The organism is Mucilaginibacter sp. UYP27, assembly GCF_040547175.1.
Lineage (GTDB): Bacteria > Bacteroidota > Bacteroidia > Sphingobacteriales > Sphingobacteriaceae > Mucilaginibacter.
The window spans coordinates 25,403-42,006 of record NZ_JBEPPE010000014.1 but is presented as its reverse complement, the minus strand read 5'-3'; the positions used below and the strand labels follow the sequence as shown (position 1 = coordinate 42,006).

Sequence of the window (16,604 nt, the reverse complement as noted above, 5' to 3'; positions counted from 1 at the left end):
CTTACTAATTTATCGTCACAATCTGACCGTTAAAGGGCCTAATAATATCCTCCTACAAGTGTAAAACTTTTCAAGATAATACTTTAAGACTATTTTTTCAAAATTCTGTAATTCGTAGAATTTTCCTTTTTTAACTTTTTCTTATCCAATCGGGAACTTGGAGTAATGAACGACCAACAGCCACGAGGTCAAATTCACCCCTTTCAAATCTCCTTATTAAATCATTTAGATCATCTTATTTTGATCCGGCATCATTCATAAACTATTGTAAAAAAACGCCGGATAATCCTACCGAACCTACGGTAATAGTTGGTTTACCTGTTATTTTTTTTGCCCAGCCGGCTAAGCTCAAATACGAACCTTTAAACTCCGGCTCCCAATATCTCCTCAGCGAACAGTCGAAAATATCGTCGCCGGCTTCCGATAAATGAAGTAATCACGATTCCATATCTATGGGCGTTTATACAAGCCTGGCCTCATAATCCTCTAATTTCCACGTGGGACAATCTTATGAGGGTGACAAAATTTTCTCCTACTAATTTCCGAATAACTTTTATCACTTCTACCGCAAACATGGTTCTTTCCTTTAGAGTTTCACCACGATATTCAACTCTTCTACAGTTGGTGCGTTCCCAAATAATTGATCAATGAGGTATCCATGTCCTCCATGTATCTCCACAAAATCAATACCGATATTTTTAGCATGCAATGCAGCATCCGCGAAAGCTGCAATAACGGCTTGTATACTACCGAGGGTTCATTGTATTAAGTCCCTCAAAATAATCGGGAGGCAGCCATCATAAAGGGTCAGGTTTGGCTATTCCAACATGCCATAGCTGTGATCCCATAACTCCTTTTTTTGTGAACCGCGTTAATAACACATTTCCAGCCATTTAATCCTTTTCCGTAAAAATCGGATATCCCTAAAATGCTTTGAGGATGATCGGTTTATTGCTGTGCTTTCAAACAAAATCAATCCCGTATCAGGTACACTCCGGGAATAATAATCGAACATTCTGATAAGGAATGCCGTTTGGCGAACGCTTTCAGGTCATCGGCGGTATTATGCTGCTGAAATTTCGACAAAAACCCTCTTAATGATTTTGAGCCAGACAGTTTATACGGGTATCTATACCTGAAATTTCAATAATTAGTGATATTTCAATAGCCTAAATATCAAGATTCTATTACATAAACCTCATAGTCAACACGTTATAAATTGGCATCTGAATTGAGTGGAGATAAGTCTGTATTAACATATATTAAATTACTCATTTTTATGAAAATCACTTACTACGGTCATTCTTGTTTTTCAGCTGAAATTAATGGTAAACACATTCTTTTTGATCCGTTTATAAAGGGCAATCCATTGGCCGGCAACATTAAAATTGATGAAATACCGGCCGATTATATTTTTATATCTCACGCCCATTTCGATCATATAGATGATCTATTAAATATCGCAACAAGAACTAAAGCCTTAGTAGTTTCCAATTTCGAGATCGTCAGCTGGTGTATTAAAAACGGGGTGAACAATACGCAACCATTGAATCCGGGTGGCAAGTGGCAATTCGATTTCGGTACAGTAAAATGCGTGACTGCCGTTCACTCCAGTAGCTTTACGACCGGCGAAAACGGCGGCGTAGCCAGTGGTTTTATTTTTAGAAGCGCTCAAGGCAATTTTTACTACAGCGGTGATACGGCGCTGACCCTGGATATGCAGCTAATCCCAAAATGGGCAGAACTTGATTTCGCGATACTTCCGATTGGCGATGATCTTACTATGGGTTTCGAGGACGCAGCAGAGGCTGCAAGTATGATCAACGTAAAGAAAGTTATCGGGGTCCACTACGATACTTTCAAATTTATTGAAATCAATAAAGACGAGGCGGTATCCGCATTTCAAATAAAGGATATAAATCTTCAGTTATTGAAAATTGGTTCGGTGACCGACATAAAAACTGGAAACGAAAGTCTTTAGAAACGATGACTATTTCTCTATATATCACAGAATCTCTTGAGTATGTATTAGAATCCAGTAAAATACTTAGAGCAAATAATCGAATTGAAATAGGCGTTTAACTGATAATCATTTTATAGGTATGGGGTTCGTTTTTGACCATTCTTTCGATAAGATTTTCAAAAATGCCCACTTTCATCTGATGTCTGTTGAAGCGGTAGGTGTATTCGTCCAAATATGATTGGAGATGTCTCACTGAATGATGGACATCTCTCAACCAAGCTTTGAACATCATTATGCATCGATGTAGGTCCTTGAAGTTTTTCCCTTTCTTTTCTGACTTCTCCCGGACAATGTTGGGAAACTCGTCCTCCAGTCCCTTATAGCCCGCCCATTGGTCTGTACGCACAGATGCTTCCGGTTTGATATGACCTTTCATAAACCCTTTCAGGTTTTCTTTACTGGCAGCGGCAACTACTTTGGCATACATTCTGGATACCCCTTTGCCTTTCTTTTCTATTGAAACCACTACAATTTTCTTGCTGCCTTTTTTACGGCCCATAATCTGGTCATCCTGGCCGCCTACATACGTCTCATCCACATCTACTTTTCCTTCCATGGGAAAATCCCCGCTACTTGTCATCGCCTTCATGACTTTCTGTTTAAATAACCAACAGGTCTTTTGCCTTAGGCCTAGCTTTCTGCTAAGTTCGGTACTACTGATCCCATTTTTGGTGGTTGATACATAATAAACAATATAAAATGCCTTTAAAACGGAGAACTTACATCCGTGAAAAGAGTCCCTGCCGAAGCTGATTCTACATATCTGCAACGCGTACATTGTCTATCTTCTACGCTGTTGCCCTTATAATAATGCATATGGCCACACTTCTTACAAATATATTCATTGCCCCATTTCACCTCAGCTAAATACTTGACACAACTACCCTTATAGGGAAACCTCGTTTGAAATTCAAATAACGACAGGCTCTTAAATCGTAACTATTCAGGACTAAAGTTAGCGATTAAAGTGATTGCCTGAAAGACTTTTTGAGCAGATTTAATAGTAGTATCAATAACAGATCGGATAGCAGCAAAAGCATCAGCACCATCGATAGACCTAAAACCTCCGGATACTTTTTGTTTGACTTTAATGGTCCTGATGGCTCTTTCTGAACCGTTATTATCAGCAGGAACATGATTATAGTGTAAAAAGCGAAGTGCATCCTGAGGGATTTTATTGAGTTTTTTTTGGAGCCTGATTGCCAGTTTATCTTTATCAGGCAACAGTTGCGCGAGCAAATTTAAAAGTGATTGTTCTAACACGTTTCTTTCCGGACTGTCAGATAAGCCATCATAATCCGCCTGTTTGCTTAATATTATGGCGTCTTTAAGCACCGTTTTTAAAGGCCCTGCCCAGCTGCTCCCGTGCACCTGCTCAATATAATTTAAGTCCCTGAACAAATGTACCAGGCAGATCTGGTGGCCTAAAGCAGGACATCGAAAATGTGCAGCCCAGGCGTCATGAACCAGTACCGCACCGGGTAAACTATCAGGAAATGTTTCGGCAATGGTTTTATGCCCCCTGCTTTGTGACTGTATAATAAAAGTTAACCGTTCATTTTGCCACGTCCAGAACCAAACGCATCTAATTTTCGAGGATATTAAGTAGATAGTCATTATCCCATCCGGCGATAAGTCGTTTTCCTTTGACGCTTCTCTTTTTAGTGGTATCATTTTTAATCAGATTGAGTGCAATTCTACAGATGATGGAGAAGTTTTCGGCTACATTTCCGGTTCGTTTTCTGCTACTATCTTCATTGAAAGCTACATCAAGTATCCAATGCAGGGAGTTTTCAATTCCCCAATGGGAGCGCACCGCCCCGGCGATCTTTTCCGCACCGGCCCCCATACTTGTGATATAATACCGCTTTTCTTTTTGTTCTTTTTGTGAGGCTTTGAGGTAACGGGTGGCTTCCACACAGACGATAGCTTTTACTCCGGGCCAGCGTTCAGGCTGCTGAACATGGGAGAGATCTGTATATACCGAACAGATGCGGGTTTCTATGCGGCCATGCCCGGAATCTACATCTTTGTACTGTGATACCGGGCTGCAAAAGCGCAGGGTGTCTGCTACATCCTGTTCCAGTTGCCCCTGATTGCCTTTAACGGCAATAACGTAGTCCGCCCCTGCCTCTTTAATTTGTTTGATTATAGCTGTTTGGCAACCCATTGCATCAATAGTTACTATGCACTCCTTTAACTCCAATACATTCAGTAGTTTAGGAATGGCGGTGATCTCGTTGGATTTCTCTGCTGTTTTGACTTGTCCTAACACCATGGTATTTGTTCCCGCCCAGGCGCTTACCATGTGGATGGCTGATTTTGGGCCTTTGCCCCGTGAACCACGAATAGTTTTGCCATCTATGCTGATGATTTCCCCATCAGTAAGTTTAGCTACACTTTTTACCCACTCCAAAAAACAGGTTTCAAACTCCAAAGGGTCTAAGGCGGCAAATACCCGGTTGAAGGTGTCATGCGATGGGATACCAGCCGGAAGCGATAAAAAACCGGACAACCACGCCTGTTTCGAATGCCCGTAAGATTCAATATCGTTCCAGTTCTCACAACCGCAGATAACGGCTGCTATGGTAATGAAGATAATATCTTCTAAAAGGTGCTCCCTCGTCCGGTCCACCCGAGGATCGGTCAAGCTTGAAAAATGACTTATCGGACTGCTCATGGCGTTTTTCTTGCGAAAAAAGCTTTTCCTGTTCCTTTACTTAAATCTTTTTCTCAACTTACCAACATATTTTAGATGCGTTTGCCCTGTCTGAAAGATCTAATGGTGGTTGTCGTTTACTATAAGTTTCGTATATCACTTGTGTGCCAAATGCTTTCGCTTCTTTAATGTTTGTAACGTTGCTACTCAATGATCAGCAAATAATGGTAAGTTGAAGTAAAAAGTTGAGCCATTATTTTCCTCACTTCTTACCCAAATGTTGCCATGATGTTCATCGATAATTTGTTTACACAGATATAAGCCGATGCCTGACCCTGTTACTTTCTTCTCAAGCGCATTTTCAACGCGATAATATTTATCAAAAACATTGGTAAATTCACCAGCGGGAAGACCTATTCCTTGATCTTTAACTGAAATGGTTAGCTGATTTTCTGTTTTTATACATTCTATGATAATTGGACGTTTATTAGGTGAGTATTTAATAGCGTTAGTCAGCAGATTCTCTACCACTTGACCAATCCGGTCGCGGTCTGCGTGTAACAGAATTTCAGGATCAGATTGGAAGACAAGCCGGTGTGCAGGATGAATAAACTGAACTTCTTTAACAACTTCTGATATCAGGTCAGTAACGTTAAATTCAAATACAGTTAGTTTCAATCTCCCTGTATCCAAAATTGGCCCGGTGATAAAATAATTCAGCATATTGGTGGCTTTATCCACCATTTGATCTGCACTGGTCAAAAACTTCACCATATCTTGATTATGTTCCTTTACGGCATTTGCCCTGCTTAGCTGAACATATAGTTTGATCGATGATAACGGTGACTTCATCTCATGGCTTACGATGGCCATAAGGTCTTCCCAATTTACACCAATATTACTGCTGGTCCTAATCTCCGAAATAGTGCCATAAATTATCGTCAGGCTACCGCAAGGTGCCTTAGCGATGATGGCTGTGATACGTACCCATTTTTGCTGTTTAGTTTTACTTAATATAAAATTTATCGGTAATTGCATATCAACCGGAATTCCTTTTTCCTTAACACTCTTGAAAGCGTTCAATAGTATAGGGAGTTGTTCTTTTGATATCAGACTAAACAAGGAGTTTCTAGACACAATATTTTTAGTCTGAATGCCTATAACTTTTTTACAGCGCTCGCAGATTTTTAACACATTATTTATAAGATCAAAACTCCAGGTACCAATACCTGCGGATTCAAGTGCATTTTCCGTTTTTGCTGCTCTTTGAGTGAGAGTAACCCCCTTATCAATTCCGTAATACGCGCGATTATTCCTGAGGGTTTTTTCCTCAATAACTTTGAAACTGTCCGGAATACTTAAATTTTGTGTAACTGAATTCATCTGATTTTAAAATTTGGATAAAGGTGAAATTTGCTTTAAACCGCTAATCTGTGCTAATCATCATTTTCCATGCTGACGTGGTAAACGCCTCGGTTGGCAGCAGAATTCAAAGCTGCTCTTTTAACCAGTTTTTTTTGTGCCTGCTGTATATTTTCATCAGCACCTCTCCAACAACCTAAAGCAGGTTGCTGCAGGGCCCTCGAAAATGAATAGGTTAATTTCCAAGGCATTGAATTTTTGAATCGGATATGCATCTCGTTAAGCCGCGCTGAAGCTAGTTGAGCCGATTGTCCACCCGATAAAAATGCTATTCCTGGTACGTAAGCTGGAATTGTTTCCAACAGACAAAGTACGGTTGCCTCAGCCACCGCTAATATTCCAGGTTGGTTCTGGTGGTCTATTCCGGCTGTGATCATGTTGGGTTTTAAAAGTATGGCATCCAATTTCACCCTTTGTTTCAACATTTCCCCGAAAAGAAAATCTAAAGTCCGCTTAGTTATGTTTTCACAAATATCAAGGCTATGCGTACCTGAAACCAACACTTCCGGCTCAACTATAGGCACTAAGCCGACTTCCTGGCATACAGCTGCATAACGGGCAAGTAAATGACAGTTTGCATAAAGATAGCCGCCAGAGGGCAGGTTGCCCTCAATGGCGAATACAGCCCGCCATTTGGCAAAGCGGGCACCTTTATCATAATAAGATGATAATCTGCCACTGAGACCATCCAGTCCTTCAGTTATTTTCTCTTCAGGAAAGCCAGCTAAGGCCATCGTGCCGAGGTCAACCTTAATGCCGGGAATAATTCCGTTATTCTTTAAATGTTCGGTGAATAAAATACCGTCGTTAGCCTGCTGATGAATCGTTTCATCGAATAGGATTGCTCCACTGATGTATTCACCCAAACCAGCAGCTGTTACGATGAGTTCGCGGTATCGCCGCCGCATTTCCGTCGTCTGAGGTATGCCCAACGCTTCAAACCTTTTATTGCAGGAGGCCGTGCTTTCATCCATAGCTAGTATCCCCTTATCGCCTGAAAGCCAATGATTAATTGTTTTCTGTAATGCCTGAATGTCCATGGGTCTACATATTTGATGTAATATGATATCTACTGTGAAGTAAAAAATATGCCACTTGTTAGAATATTGATATTCAGCTTTTTGTATTAGGATATACCATCAGGCGATGGCGAGATATCATGAATTTCCCACCACTAAATGAAATAACATCAAGATTTTTTTTACGCGTCTTACCTTTTAAAAGCGTGAATTACAATTACGCTAAAGTCTAATTCGCTATTAAGTGGTTAACTAATTGAATCCCAAATATAGCCTAGAACATCAGAATTTCCTGTTCCAAAACCAATTCTAAGAGTTGATATTTCAATTTTCAATTTAAAATTGCGAAATATCGCATATAAAAAGGATCTCAAATTATTTCAATATATTGATTATCAATTATTTAAATAGTGGCATGAATTTAACTTCATACAGTATATTATAAATTCACAAAATAAATTACAATATGAAAACGATTAAAGTGCCCACTCGGGATGAAGTAAGCCCGGACTCGCAAACGTTGTTTGATCAGATTAGCAAACAATTAGGAATACTGCCCAACTTATATGCGACCATGGGTTATTCACCAGGAACCCTTAAAGGTTACCTCCAATTTGAAGCAGCGATGGCCGGGGGCGTATTTTCAGCAAAGGACAAGGAGGCCATAAATCTGGTTGTTTCCGAAGTGAATAATTGCAAATACTGCCTTGCTGCACATACCATGCTTGCTAAAGGAAAAGGGTTTACCCAGGAAGAAACCATCGATATTAGAAAAGGCCACACTACTGATTATAAATTAAATACCGCTGTTCAGCTTGCAAAAAGCATTACCGAAAATAAAGGAGAGGCTGACCTACAGTTACTCGAAGATTTTTATACTGCAGGCTATAATGAAGCAGCCCTCATAGAACTCATCGGATTAATAACCGCGAAGGTATTTACTAATTATGTATATGCCCTCACCGCTATACCCCTGGATTTCCCGGAGGCTGTTGCATTGGACCAGGATTGATACAAAACTCCAAGTAATTGATTAAGGGAACAGCATCGCCGTGTAAAATTCATCGCAGTTTTTAAGGGATGCTGTATCCTAAATTTATTTTTATCAGTATTAATATGAGCGTAATTAAAGAAAACACTTATTCGACCATCACTAGTGACGAGGATAAGCAAAAACTGGGCAACCAATTCATACTTGCTTTTAGAGATCAAAACTGGGATCTGCTAAAATCGATTATTACAGAAGACTGTACGTGGTCAATAAGCGGTGAAAACGACCTTGCCGATAAATTGACGGGCCATGACGAAGTGATCAGCAAAGCAAGGCAATTTGTAACAAAACTTAGTTTTGAATTTGATCATATCAGGCAAAGCCTGAACTGCGTTGCCTTGGCGATCTTTACCCATGCCGCTACCGGAGATAAAAACGCTGATGAGCAGATTGCCACAGTCAATACCATACGGGACGGAAAAATTTCGGAGATCAACACTTTCTTTTCAGATGTCCCGGGAATGCATTCTTATTTCGCTGAATGGGCTAACTGATAAGCTTCCACTCATACTTTTTTACATTGTGTTTAAAAATCCAAATTATGAATATAAATCAAAACGCATATACCCGCCGCAGATTTCTAAAGACGGCAGGAATTTTTACCGCCGGCGCTATTATTGCGCCGAAAATATTATTCAGTCAAAGCGCAGGAACCGGTCCTGTGGAAACGATTATCAAAGCTGCAGCTACGGCTAAGATTAATGTGACTAAGCTTAGGGGCAATATCTTTATGTTGGAAGGCTCCGGGGGAAATATCGCCGTGTTGAACGGCCCCGAAGGCAAACTGTTGGTAGACGCAGGCTTCAGTGTTTCTAAACCGCACGTGGTCGCTGCGCTTAATTCGATCAGCCATCAGCCAATTAAAGTTCTGATTAATAGCCACTGGCATTTTGACCATACCAGTGGCAACGAATGGATGCATCAGGATGGTGCTAAAATCATTGCACAGGATATTACCCGTGACCACCTAACAAAAAGCATTCATCAGGAGGACTGGAAATATACCTTTAAACCTTTACCGCGTGAGGCGTTACCGACTTTGCTTTTTAAAACGGAGCATACTCACCAGTTTAACGGCGAGAAAATATTTGTTAAAACCTACAAGCCAGCCCACACCGACTGTGATTCATCGATCTATTTTCCAAATGCGGATATTTTGCATGTGGCAGATACCTTTTGGAACAGCTACTATCCAATGATCGATTACTCAACCGGTGGCAGTATTGATGGCATGATTGCCGCGGCAGCACTCAACGTAGCAAAAACGACAAATCATACCATAATTATTCCCGGCCATGGAGAAATTGGCAATCGAACGAAATTAATAGCTTTCCACGAAATGCTTGTGAATGTCCGGGATAAGGTCGCAAAATTAAAAAAAGATGGAAGAACATTAAGTGACGTTATAGCCGCCAAACCAACAGCTGCCTACGATCAAAAATGGGGTGGTTTTGTGATCAAAGGCGATTTTTTTACCAAGCTGGTCTTTAAAGGAATCTAACCATTTATCGCTGATGAATTCTCGAATAGGATGCAATAATCCTGTTCGAGAAAATAAGTGTCAGAAAGGAAATGTTTCAGCTAAAATTTAAGAACGCATTGATATGGAGAAAGTGAAAATATGGCCGGTATGGCTGGCTTTAGCAAATGCCAAATGCCCAAGGTGCCGGAGAGGTGATATGTTTGCCAATACAATGTATAGTTTTCACGGACAGGTGATGCTTAAAAAATGTTCCCATTGTAATTTGACCTATGAAATTGAACCGGGTTATTTTTATGTATCCATGCTGATAAGTTACGCTATGAATGTTGCGGAAATGGTCACATGTGCCGTTGCGATTAACATTCTCACCGGCAGTCAAAACCCATGGCTATACGTCGTCGTTATTTTGACACTAACTATAGTTCTTTCACCATTCAATTTCAGGTATTCAAGGATCATTCTTCTTTACTGGCTTACGCCGGGTTTAAGATATCAGCCTGAATTAAGCGCTGATACACAGATTCCGAATAAGCAACAGATCCAATAAATCAATTAATACAAGACAATGAAATATCCAGTTTTAAAATTTATTGCCGGTCTCGATTAGATTGGCAAAAAGCCCTCCGGTTTGGTATTGTTATCGTATTTTTATGGATTGGAGACTTGAAGTTTTTTACTTACGAAGCTAACTGCATCGTGCCATTTCTGGCCAATACCCCTTTCATGTCGTTTTTTTAAGAAGCCAGACCGATTCTAAAAAGCATATTAATAAGGAAGGAGAATCGATAAAGACAAACCACTCGTGCAGGAGTATAACAATACTTATCTGTTTTCTGATGCATTAGGTGTGTTTTTAATATAGATGGCAATTTTGGTTGCGTGCTATAAGTTACTGCCCATTCCAGTATAATCGCCAGCTTGCTTATGGTGATTATTGACGGCAAGAACTCTGTCTTTCTGATAACTACACCAGAAGCCTGGGTACCCCTCCTGAGCTATCATGATTGGGGATTCCCCTGTTCATCAGCACGTGGATGATCGGTATCAAAGGATATTGTAATCCTGGGTAGCGCTATTATTAACATGAGTGAATCTGCAACAATCTATTTAGATAGAAAATCAAAGATCTTGAGCTTTGATAAAAATGAGGGACAAAAACTATGTTGTAACCCGAAGAAGATTTTTAAAAAATATATCTACACCAGGGTTATTTTTTTATTTGACTTTAATGAGAACAAGTATGACAAAGGTCAAAGTTGTGATAATCCGGCAAACCTGTTATCGGGGCCAAATTAATATCTGCGAATCCTTTGAAAGCACTTAACCTTCCACTCAAAATCCGTATTTGGGAAGGCAATTACCGTAAGGTATGGGTGGCGTTTAGTGAAACAGAGTGTTTAGTAGAACACTATCACTTATCTATGGTACTGGCCTCCTCATTAAAATGGAACCCCTAATAAAAGTTGCGTTAGACCACAATTAGCAAACCCATATTACCAATAAGAAACCTGTAAAATTCACCTTTTGTCACCTCACCTATTCTTTTGAAAAACAAGAACTTACTTACCAATCCTGCAGATTAATCAAGAATTGTTTACATATCAATAATGACTTGTTATTTTAGCGATATTTCAACAATTACACATAGTATTCTTATCATAAATATCTTATAATCAGTCATATATATAATGGCATTTACATTGCAATCAAATAATAAGGTGGTTTGACAAAAGATTAGCAAATCATATACCTTTTGATTGATTTTACAACTTAAATGCCTTATATGCCCAACACTGACAAAGCTATTCATTTAATGTCCGGGAAAAGCAGAATGCTTTCAGGAGTAGTGGTCGATAATCTCATGAGCATCGAGGAACTTGTGAAACAATTTCGTACATCCGTTGAGGATCACCTGGCTTCAGAAAATATCCAGTCCGACGAGGAAGAAAAGGGAATATTGTTAGATCTGAGCAACGAGATAGCTGCTGCTAGAAATAAAGAAGAACTCTTTATTTTATTGCGTATAAAACTAAAAAGTTTATTCGACGTATCAGGCTTTGCTATCGCTTTAAACGGAGATGGTATAGGAGCCTTTAACACCTTTGTTTCTTCCCCTTTATCGGACCAAAATAACGGGTGTAATGTGGAAGGCACTTTTATTGCACCAAATGAACTACCTGTGGCTTTGTTTGAGAAAATGGGTTCCTCAGGATTTCCGCAAATTTTTGATCTAACGGAAACTATTAAGCAGTATCCTATCATCACTTTTTTTAAGCTTTGGAGTGCTTTTGGCGTTGAAAATTTTTCAGGAATTGAGTTAAAAGCCAACGGAGATGTTTTGGGATATCTCTTCTTTTACCTTGACCGACAATTATTTGAATCTTTAAGAATAAAACTATTAAGAGCCGTTTGTGCGCAATTGTCCGTTGCTTTCTCAAATATAATGCTCATCGAAGAAATTGTACAGAGAAAAAATGAATCAGAACTACTATTGTCAGTAAATACGGCGATTGCTTCTGTAAGATTTACAGATGAACTTGCAAACGTGATCAAGCAGGAACTCAAGCAACTTCTGGGCTGCAGTCATACCCTTATTGCTGTGCGAAGCGAGAACACCGAAACTGTAAGCGCTTTTATGTTGGATGAAGATGCCAGATCAATAAACCATCCTGGCTATCAAAACGCGAAGAATGGAAAATATTCCTTAAATGATCCGATATTGGGTCAGGCCCTGATAACAGATTTACCGCTTGTAATAGATTTGGAGGCGATGGCTACGTCTCAGGATTTACCCATATACGCCAAGATTAATTATGAAAGCGGTCAAAAACTGCTTGTCATGACCCGTTTTACTAAAGGTGAAGAAGTTTTCGGTTTTTGGCTCCTATATTTTGAGGATAAGGAAATCATCCCTTCACAAAAACTTAAGCTTATACAAAGCCTTTCTAACCAACTTTGCATAGCAGTTGCAAACATCATCGCGAATCAGGAGATCAAAAACCGGGAAGAGGAAAAAGGCAGATTGTTAGAGTTTAGTAATGCTATCGCATCAGTTAGAGATAGCGTAGTTCTTTCCCAAATCTTGAAAGCTCAACTTCAGGAGCTTTTCGGTATAGACAATTATATAATACACGCGCTTGACCCGGAAAAAATCAAGCATAAACCTGTTTTATTCGATCCCGAAGGACTATTCATTAGCAACCAGGCGTTTTTAACATTTCTTGATACGTGGACTTTTATTGATGAGGGTTTTCTGGATAAAGTGCTGGGTGAAGACGGGCCGATCCTTTTTAAAATGCATGAAAGAACAGATTCATTACTAATACCCGCATACCTGATTCCCGAAAAGGAAGAAACAAATAAAGCATTCATCGGCATTTCAATTAAGTTGGGTTCTGAAAATATCGCCGTGATGAGCTTTAAACATCAGGATTTTACTAAAATCAAAGCTCAGGAAATACTTTTAAAGAGCATTTGCTCCCAAATTGCGATCGCTGTTGCCAATATCTTGGCAAATGACCGGGTTAGCGAACAATTGATTGAGATAGAAAGATATAAGAGACAATTGGAAGAAGAAACCATCTACTTAAAAGAGGAAATGGAAATTACGCAGAACTATGCGGAGATAGTAGGCGAAAGCCTCGCTGTTCAAAAAACTTATCGGCTAATTACGCAAGTTGCGCCTACGGATTCCACCGTATTGATATTAGGTGAGACGGGAACAGGAAAGGAACTCATCGCAAGGGCTATCCACAATAATTCACCACGAAAAAATAAATTGATGGTAAAGGTGAATTGTGCCGCCTTACCAGCTAATCTCATTGAAAGTGAATTATTTGGACATGAAAGGGGGAGCTTTACCGGTGCCACTGAGCGGCGGATTGGCAAGTTTGAACTCGCCCATAACGGCACTTTATTTTTAGACGAAATCGGTGAAATGCCGCTTGAACTGCAGGTTAAACTTTTAAGGGCATTACAGGAAAAAGAAATTGAGCGTGTGGGCGGAAGGAATACGATAAAAGTGGATGTCAGGATTATTGCAGCCACTAATCGGGACCTTGAAAAAGAAATTGACCAAGGGCGTTTTAGAACGGATCTCTTCTACCGTTTGAACATTTTCCCAATATACTCGTCAGCACTTAGAGAGCGTAAAGAGGATATTCCAATATTGGCAACTCATTTCATACATCGATATTCCAAAAAAGTTGGACGGCAAATCACAACCCTGGGCAACAAGGCGCTCAAAGAGATGATGCTATATAATTGGCCTGGAAATATCAGGGAACTTGAACATTTAATTGAACGTAGCATTTTATTGACCACTGGAGATGCACTCAAACAAATCCATCTACCAAACAACAAGCAAAACCTCACAACTACAACAGGTGACGGACAGTTTCCGTTGAAAACTATTGATGAAAATGAATGTGATCATATCCTGAAGATCCTGAAACATTGCCAGGGCAGGATTTCGGGTCGGTTTGGAGCTGCTGAAATTCTTGGTATTCCGGCGAGCACCTTGAATTCCAAGATCAAAAGACTGGGAATTAAAAAAGAACACCTGGTATAATCAATAGCTTGAAACGAAACGATGACCTTATCTATTCGCAATTAGTTGCAATGAAGAATTACTACACAATCATATTATTTTTTATAATGTGCACATGCCATGCGCAGGACATTACTCATAATTTAAGTAAAAAGGATGCCACATACTTGATAAGACAGTTAGAAAAAAAACAACCGGACTCGTTGAAAATTAACACACTGATCAGGTTGGCAGAATATAATATTTTAAAAACAGGCGAAGATACAGCCGACCTCGACAGTGCGAAAACGTATATAGATCTCGCCTTTCGTTTAAATTCGGCAAATCCATACAAGACTTGCACTGGGCGGATTCTGCTAACACAGGGCTATTTATTAAGAGAAAAAAATCAGAGGAAAGCAGGAAAACAGACAATTGAAAATGCCATACTGACTTTATCAGGTATCAAGGATGAACATAATCTCGGATTAGCCTATTATGAAATCGCCCAATATTACAATTATTCTGTACCAGCAGAAATGAAATTTAAGTTACATTATATAGGATTATCAGTTAACCTTTTCAGCAGTTCAAGGAATTTAGAGTTAAAAGCATTTGCTTTAAAAATGCTGGCGGATTTACATAACATTAATGGGGAAAGCGACAAAGCCCTGATTGAAGCGAAATTGTCCTTGGCCACATATCAAGCTATCGATTACAGTCGATTACAGGGTGTTTTTGAGTTGATCGGTGGTATATATTTTCAACAGTCCGATTTTTTACAAGCCGTTAACTATCATTTGCGGGCATTAAAAACAGCATTGGCTGAACAAGATACGGCAATCTTGTGCCAGATTAACAATGGTCTTGGGATGACTTATATGCGTCTTAAAGATTATCGGAAAGCCATCAGGTACTTTAAAAATGCTATACTGTTAGCTGAAAGAACTAATGACAGGTCTACTATCATTAGTTTGGTTTTTAATGTAGCTGAAAGCTACCTAAGCCTGGGTGAAACAAAGGAAGCTTTAGCCTATGTTAAAACTATTCCGAAAGGCTACCTTCAGATCAAAGATCCGTCTGCTGATTTTGCCGTTGCGTTGATGTATTTAAACATTTACAGCGGTTTAAAAGATTTTTCACAAACCGATAAATTTCTTAAACTCTTAATTAATGTTGTAAATCTTCCACAGACCAATAACACCTATAAAAGTTACATTTATTCGGCTCTCATAAAGTATTCCATCGCTTCAAAGCAATATGCAAGTGCATCGTTTTATTTAAAAAGGAATGAATCTGTTTTGACCCTTTTAAAAAATCCAGCAGCAAAAGACTTTAATTATAAGGTTTGGTTTAAGTTGGATACTCTGGAGCAAAATTATAAAATAGGCGTAAAGCACTTATTACTTCACAACAAACTCGCGGACTCTTTGTTGATGGAAAGTCAGCAAAGGGATTTAAAAAAGATTACCAGCTTCTATGAAACGACACAAAGGGAAAATGCAATCAAACTGTTGCAAGCGCAGGGAACCCTGCGCGAAACCCAATTGAAACATGAGGTCTATTCGAGAAAATGGGCATTGGGTTTTGCTATTGTGCTCTTTTTCTTATTAATAATTCTGATTGATCGCTATCGCGTTAAGCAGAGAATGAACAGGATTTTGAAGAAGCATTATAGTGAAACCAGGCTGGCCAATCAAACCCTCGCTGTCGAGAAATCAGGCCTCCTTGCTGAAAATGATAATCTCTTAACACAGAAAGAATGGCTGCTTACTGAAATTCACCACCGGGTAAAAAACAACCTGCATACTGTTGTTTCGTTGTTAGAATCACAGGCTTTTTTCCTTAAAAACGATGCGCTCAGAGCTATAGAAAAAAGCCAGCATCGTATCTATGCCATGTCATTGATCCATCAAAAAATCTACAGCGATGAGAACTTAAAAACCGTTGATATCTCCGGATTCGTCCCGGAACTTATTAGGTATCTAAAAGATAGTTATGGTGTACATCTGTCGATACAGTTTCATATAGATATTGATCCAATTAGGGTAGGTGTCATGCAAGCTATCCCACTTGCGCTGATCATCAATGAAGTGCTTACAAATTCTATGCAGCATGCTTTCAGGCAAAAAGAGTCCGGGTCGGCTATTAAAGTAACGATTAATCGATCAGGGGATAAGGTTACCCTTGTTATAAGTGATAACGGCGTGGGTATAGATGTTGCAGTAACTCGTTCTCGATCAGGGTCATTAGGTTTAGTTCTGATCAATGGGCTTAGCGAAGATTTGGATGCATTTACTCAGATAGAAAATAACAATGGTACTAAGGTCTCCGTCTCATTTATTAGCGATCTGAGTATGGCGGATAGAACCCCTGAAAATATTAAAATTTGAAGTTCACTTTGGCTATAAAAAAACCT

14 protein-coding genes and 1 pseudogene are annotated in these 16,604 nt (G+C 39.4%); 9 read left to right on the top strand and 6 right to left on the bottom strand.

The window, feature by feature from the left end; translation table 11 throughout:
* Positions 1-586 precede the first annotated feature (586 nt).
* A complete protein-coding gene (locus ABIB39_RS21800) occupies positions 587-745 on the bottom strand; it encodes an oxidoreductase (protein ID WP_354432334.1) in 159 nt (52 codons plus the stop codon).
* A 534-nt stretch (positions 746-1,279) separates the two neighbouring features.
* Between ABIB39_RS21800 and ABIB39_RS21795 the strand changes: the two genes are divergently transcribed.
* Positions 1,280-1,981, top strand: a complete 702-nt coding sequence (locus tag ABIB39_RS21795; RefSeq protein ID WP_354432301.1) for a metal-dependent hydrolase — start codon at positions 1,280-1,282, stop codon at positions 1,979-1,981.
* A 97-nt stretch (positions 1,982-2,078) separates the two neighbouring features.
* Here ABIB39_RS21795 and ABIB39_RS21790 read toward each other — a convergent pair.
* The 5 genes and pseudogenes from ABIB39_RS21790 to ABIB39_RS21770 all read right to left on the bottom strand — a co-directional run bounded on the left by ABIB39_RS21790 (position 2,079) and on the right by ABIB39_RS21770 (position 7,144).
* A pseudogene (locus ABIB39_RS21790) lies at positions 2,079-2,947 on the bottom strand (IS1595 family transposase).
* Positions 2,948-2,962: 15 nt separating this feature from the next.
* Positions 2,963-3,640 carry an IS66 family transposase gene (locus ABIB39_RS21785; protein ID WP_354432300.1) on the bottom strand — a complete coding sequence of 226 codons (678 nt, stop codon included), beginning with the start codon at positions 3,638-3,640 and terminating at the stop codon, positions 2,963-2,965.
* Positions 3,609-4,703 carry an ISAs1 family transposase gene (locus ABIB39_RS21780; protein WP_354432299.1) on the bottom strand — a complete coding sequence of 365 codons (1,095 nt, stop codon included), beginning with the start codon at positions 4,701-4,703 and terminating at the stop codon, positions 3,609-3,611. The genes ABIB39_RS21785 and ABIB39_RS21780 overlap by 32 nt, the downstream gene beginning before the upstream one ends.
* 186 nt (positions 4,704-4,889) lie before the next feature.
* Complete coding sequence (locus ABIB39_RS21775; protein ID WP_354432297.1) at positions 4,890-6,065, bottom strand: sensor histidine kinase; 1,176 nt, start codon at positions 6,063-6,065, stop codon at positions 4,890-4,892.
* Between the two features lie 53 nt (positions 6,066-6,118).
* On the bottom strand, positions 6,119-7,144 hold the full coding sequence (locus tag ABIB39_RS21770; RefSeq protein ID WP_354432296.1) for a class I fructose-bisphosphate aldolase: 1,026 nt from the start codon (positions 7,142-7,144) through the stop codon (positions 6,119-6,121).
* Between the two features lie 445 nt (positions 7,145-7,589).
* Between ABIB39_RS21770 and ABIB39_RS21765 the strand changes: the two genes are divergently transcribed.
* The 8 genes from ABIB39_RS21765 to ABIB39_RS21730 all read left to right on the top strand — a co-directional run bounded on the left by ABIB39_RS21765 (position 7,590) and on the right by ABIB39_RS21730 (position 16,578).
* Complete coding sequence (locus tag ABIB39_RS21765; protein WP_354432295.1) at positions 7,590-8,135, top strand: carboxymuconolactone decarboxylase family protein; 546 nt, start codon at positions 7,590-7,592, stop codon at positions 8,133-8,135.
* A gap of 104 nt (positions 8,136-8,239) precedes the next feature.
* The gene (locus ABIB39_RS21760) at positions 8,240-8,668 is read left to right on the top strand and encodes a nuclear transport factor 2 family protein (RefSeq protein ID WP_354432294.1); all 429 of its coding nucleotides are present in this window, start codon (positions 8,240-8,242) and stop codon (positions 8,666-8,668) included.
* 47 nt (positions 8,669-8,715) lie between these two features.
* Positions 8,716-9,675 carry an MBL fold metallo-hydrolase gene (locus ABIB39_RS21755; RefSeq protein ID WP_354432293.1) on the top strand — a complete coding sequence of 320 codons (960 nt, stop codon included), beginning with the start codon at positions 8,716-8,718 and terminating at the stop codon, positions 9,673-9,675.
* A gap of 103 nt (positions 9,676-9,778) precedes the next feature.
* A complete protein-coding gene (locus ABIB39_RS21750; protein WP_354432292.1) occupies positions 9,779-10,204 on the top strand; it encodes a DUF983 domain-containing protein in 426 nt (141 codons plus the stop codon).
* A complete protein-coding gene (locus ABIB39_RS21745; protein WP_354432333.1) occupies positions 10,201-10,395 on the top strand; it encodes a DUF417 family protein in 195 nt (64 codons plus the stop codon). Before ABIB39_RS21750 ends, ABIB39_RS21745 begins: the two co-directional genes overlap by 4 nt.
* A gap of 542 nt (positions 10,396-10,937) precedes the next feature.
* Positions 10,938-11,114 (top strand): DUF302 domain-containing protein, encoded by a 177-nt coding sequence (locus ABIB39_RS21740; RefSeq protein WP_354432332.1) that lies wholly within the window; start codon positions 10,938-10,940, stop codon positions 11,112-11,114.
* A gap of 326 nt (positions 11,115-11,440) precedes the next feature.
* On the top strand, positions 11,441-14,227 hold the full coding sequence (locus ABIB39_RS21735) for a sigma-54-dependent Fis family transcriptional regulator (RefSeq protein ID WP_354432291.1): 2,787 nt from the start codon (positions 11,441-11,443) through the stop codon (positions 14,225-14,227).
* Between the two features lie 206 nt (positions 14,228-14,433).
* A complete protein-coding gene (locus tag ABIB39_RS21730; protein WP_354432290.1) occupies positions 14,434-16,578 on the top strand; it encodes a histidine kinase dimerization/phosphoacceptor domain -containing protein in 2,145 nt (714 codons plus the stop codon).
* The last annotated feature ends 26 nt before the right edge of the window (positions 16,579-16,604 follow it).

What these genes read in the sequence shown, in the direction of transcription:
- ABIB39_RS21795 (WP_354432301.1), top strand. Translation starts at nt 1,280, where the DNA reads ATGAAAATCACTTACTACGGTCATTCTTGTTTTTCAGCTGAAATTAAT.
- ABIB39_RS21785 (WP_354432300.1), bottom strand. Translation starts at nt 3,640, where the DNA reads ATGACTATCTACTTAATATCCTCGAAAATTAGATGCGTTTGGTTCTGG.
- ABIB39_RS21780 (WP_354432299.1), bottom strand. Translation starts at nt 4,703, where the DNA reads ATGAGCAGTCCGATAAGTCATTTTTCAAGCTTGACCGATCCTCGGGTG.
- ABIB39_RS21775 (WP_354432297.1), bottom strand. Translation starts at nt 6,065, where the DNA reads ATGAATTCAGTTACACAAAATTTAAGTATTCCGGACAGTTTCAAAGTT.
- ABIB39_RS21770 (WP_354432296.1), bottom strand. Translation starts at nt 7,144, where the DNA reads ATGGACATTCAGGCATTACAGAAAACAATTAATCATTGGCTTTCAGGC.
- ABIB39_RS21765 (WP_354432295.1), top strand. Translation starts at nt 7,590, where the DNA reads ATGAAAACGATTAAAGTGCCCACTCGGGATGAAGTAAGCCCGGACTCG.
- ABIB39_RS21760 (WP_354432294.1), top strand. Translation starts at nt 8,240, where the DNA reads ATGAGCGTAATTAAAGAAAACACTTATTCGACCATCACTAGTGACGAG.
- ABIB39_RS21755 (WP_354432293.1), top strand. Translation starts at nt 8,716, where the DNA reads ATGAATATAAATCAAAACGCATATACCCGCCGCAGATTTCTAAAGACG.
- ABIB39_RS21750 (WP_354432292.1), top strand. Translation starts at nt 9,779, where the DNA reads ATGGAGAAAGTGAAAATATGGCCGGTATGGCTGGCTTTAGCAAATGCC.
- ABIB39_RS21735 (WP_354432291.1), top strand. Translation starts at nt 11,441, where the DNA reads ATGCCCAACACTGACAAAGCTATTCATTTAATGTCCGGGAAAAGCAGA.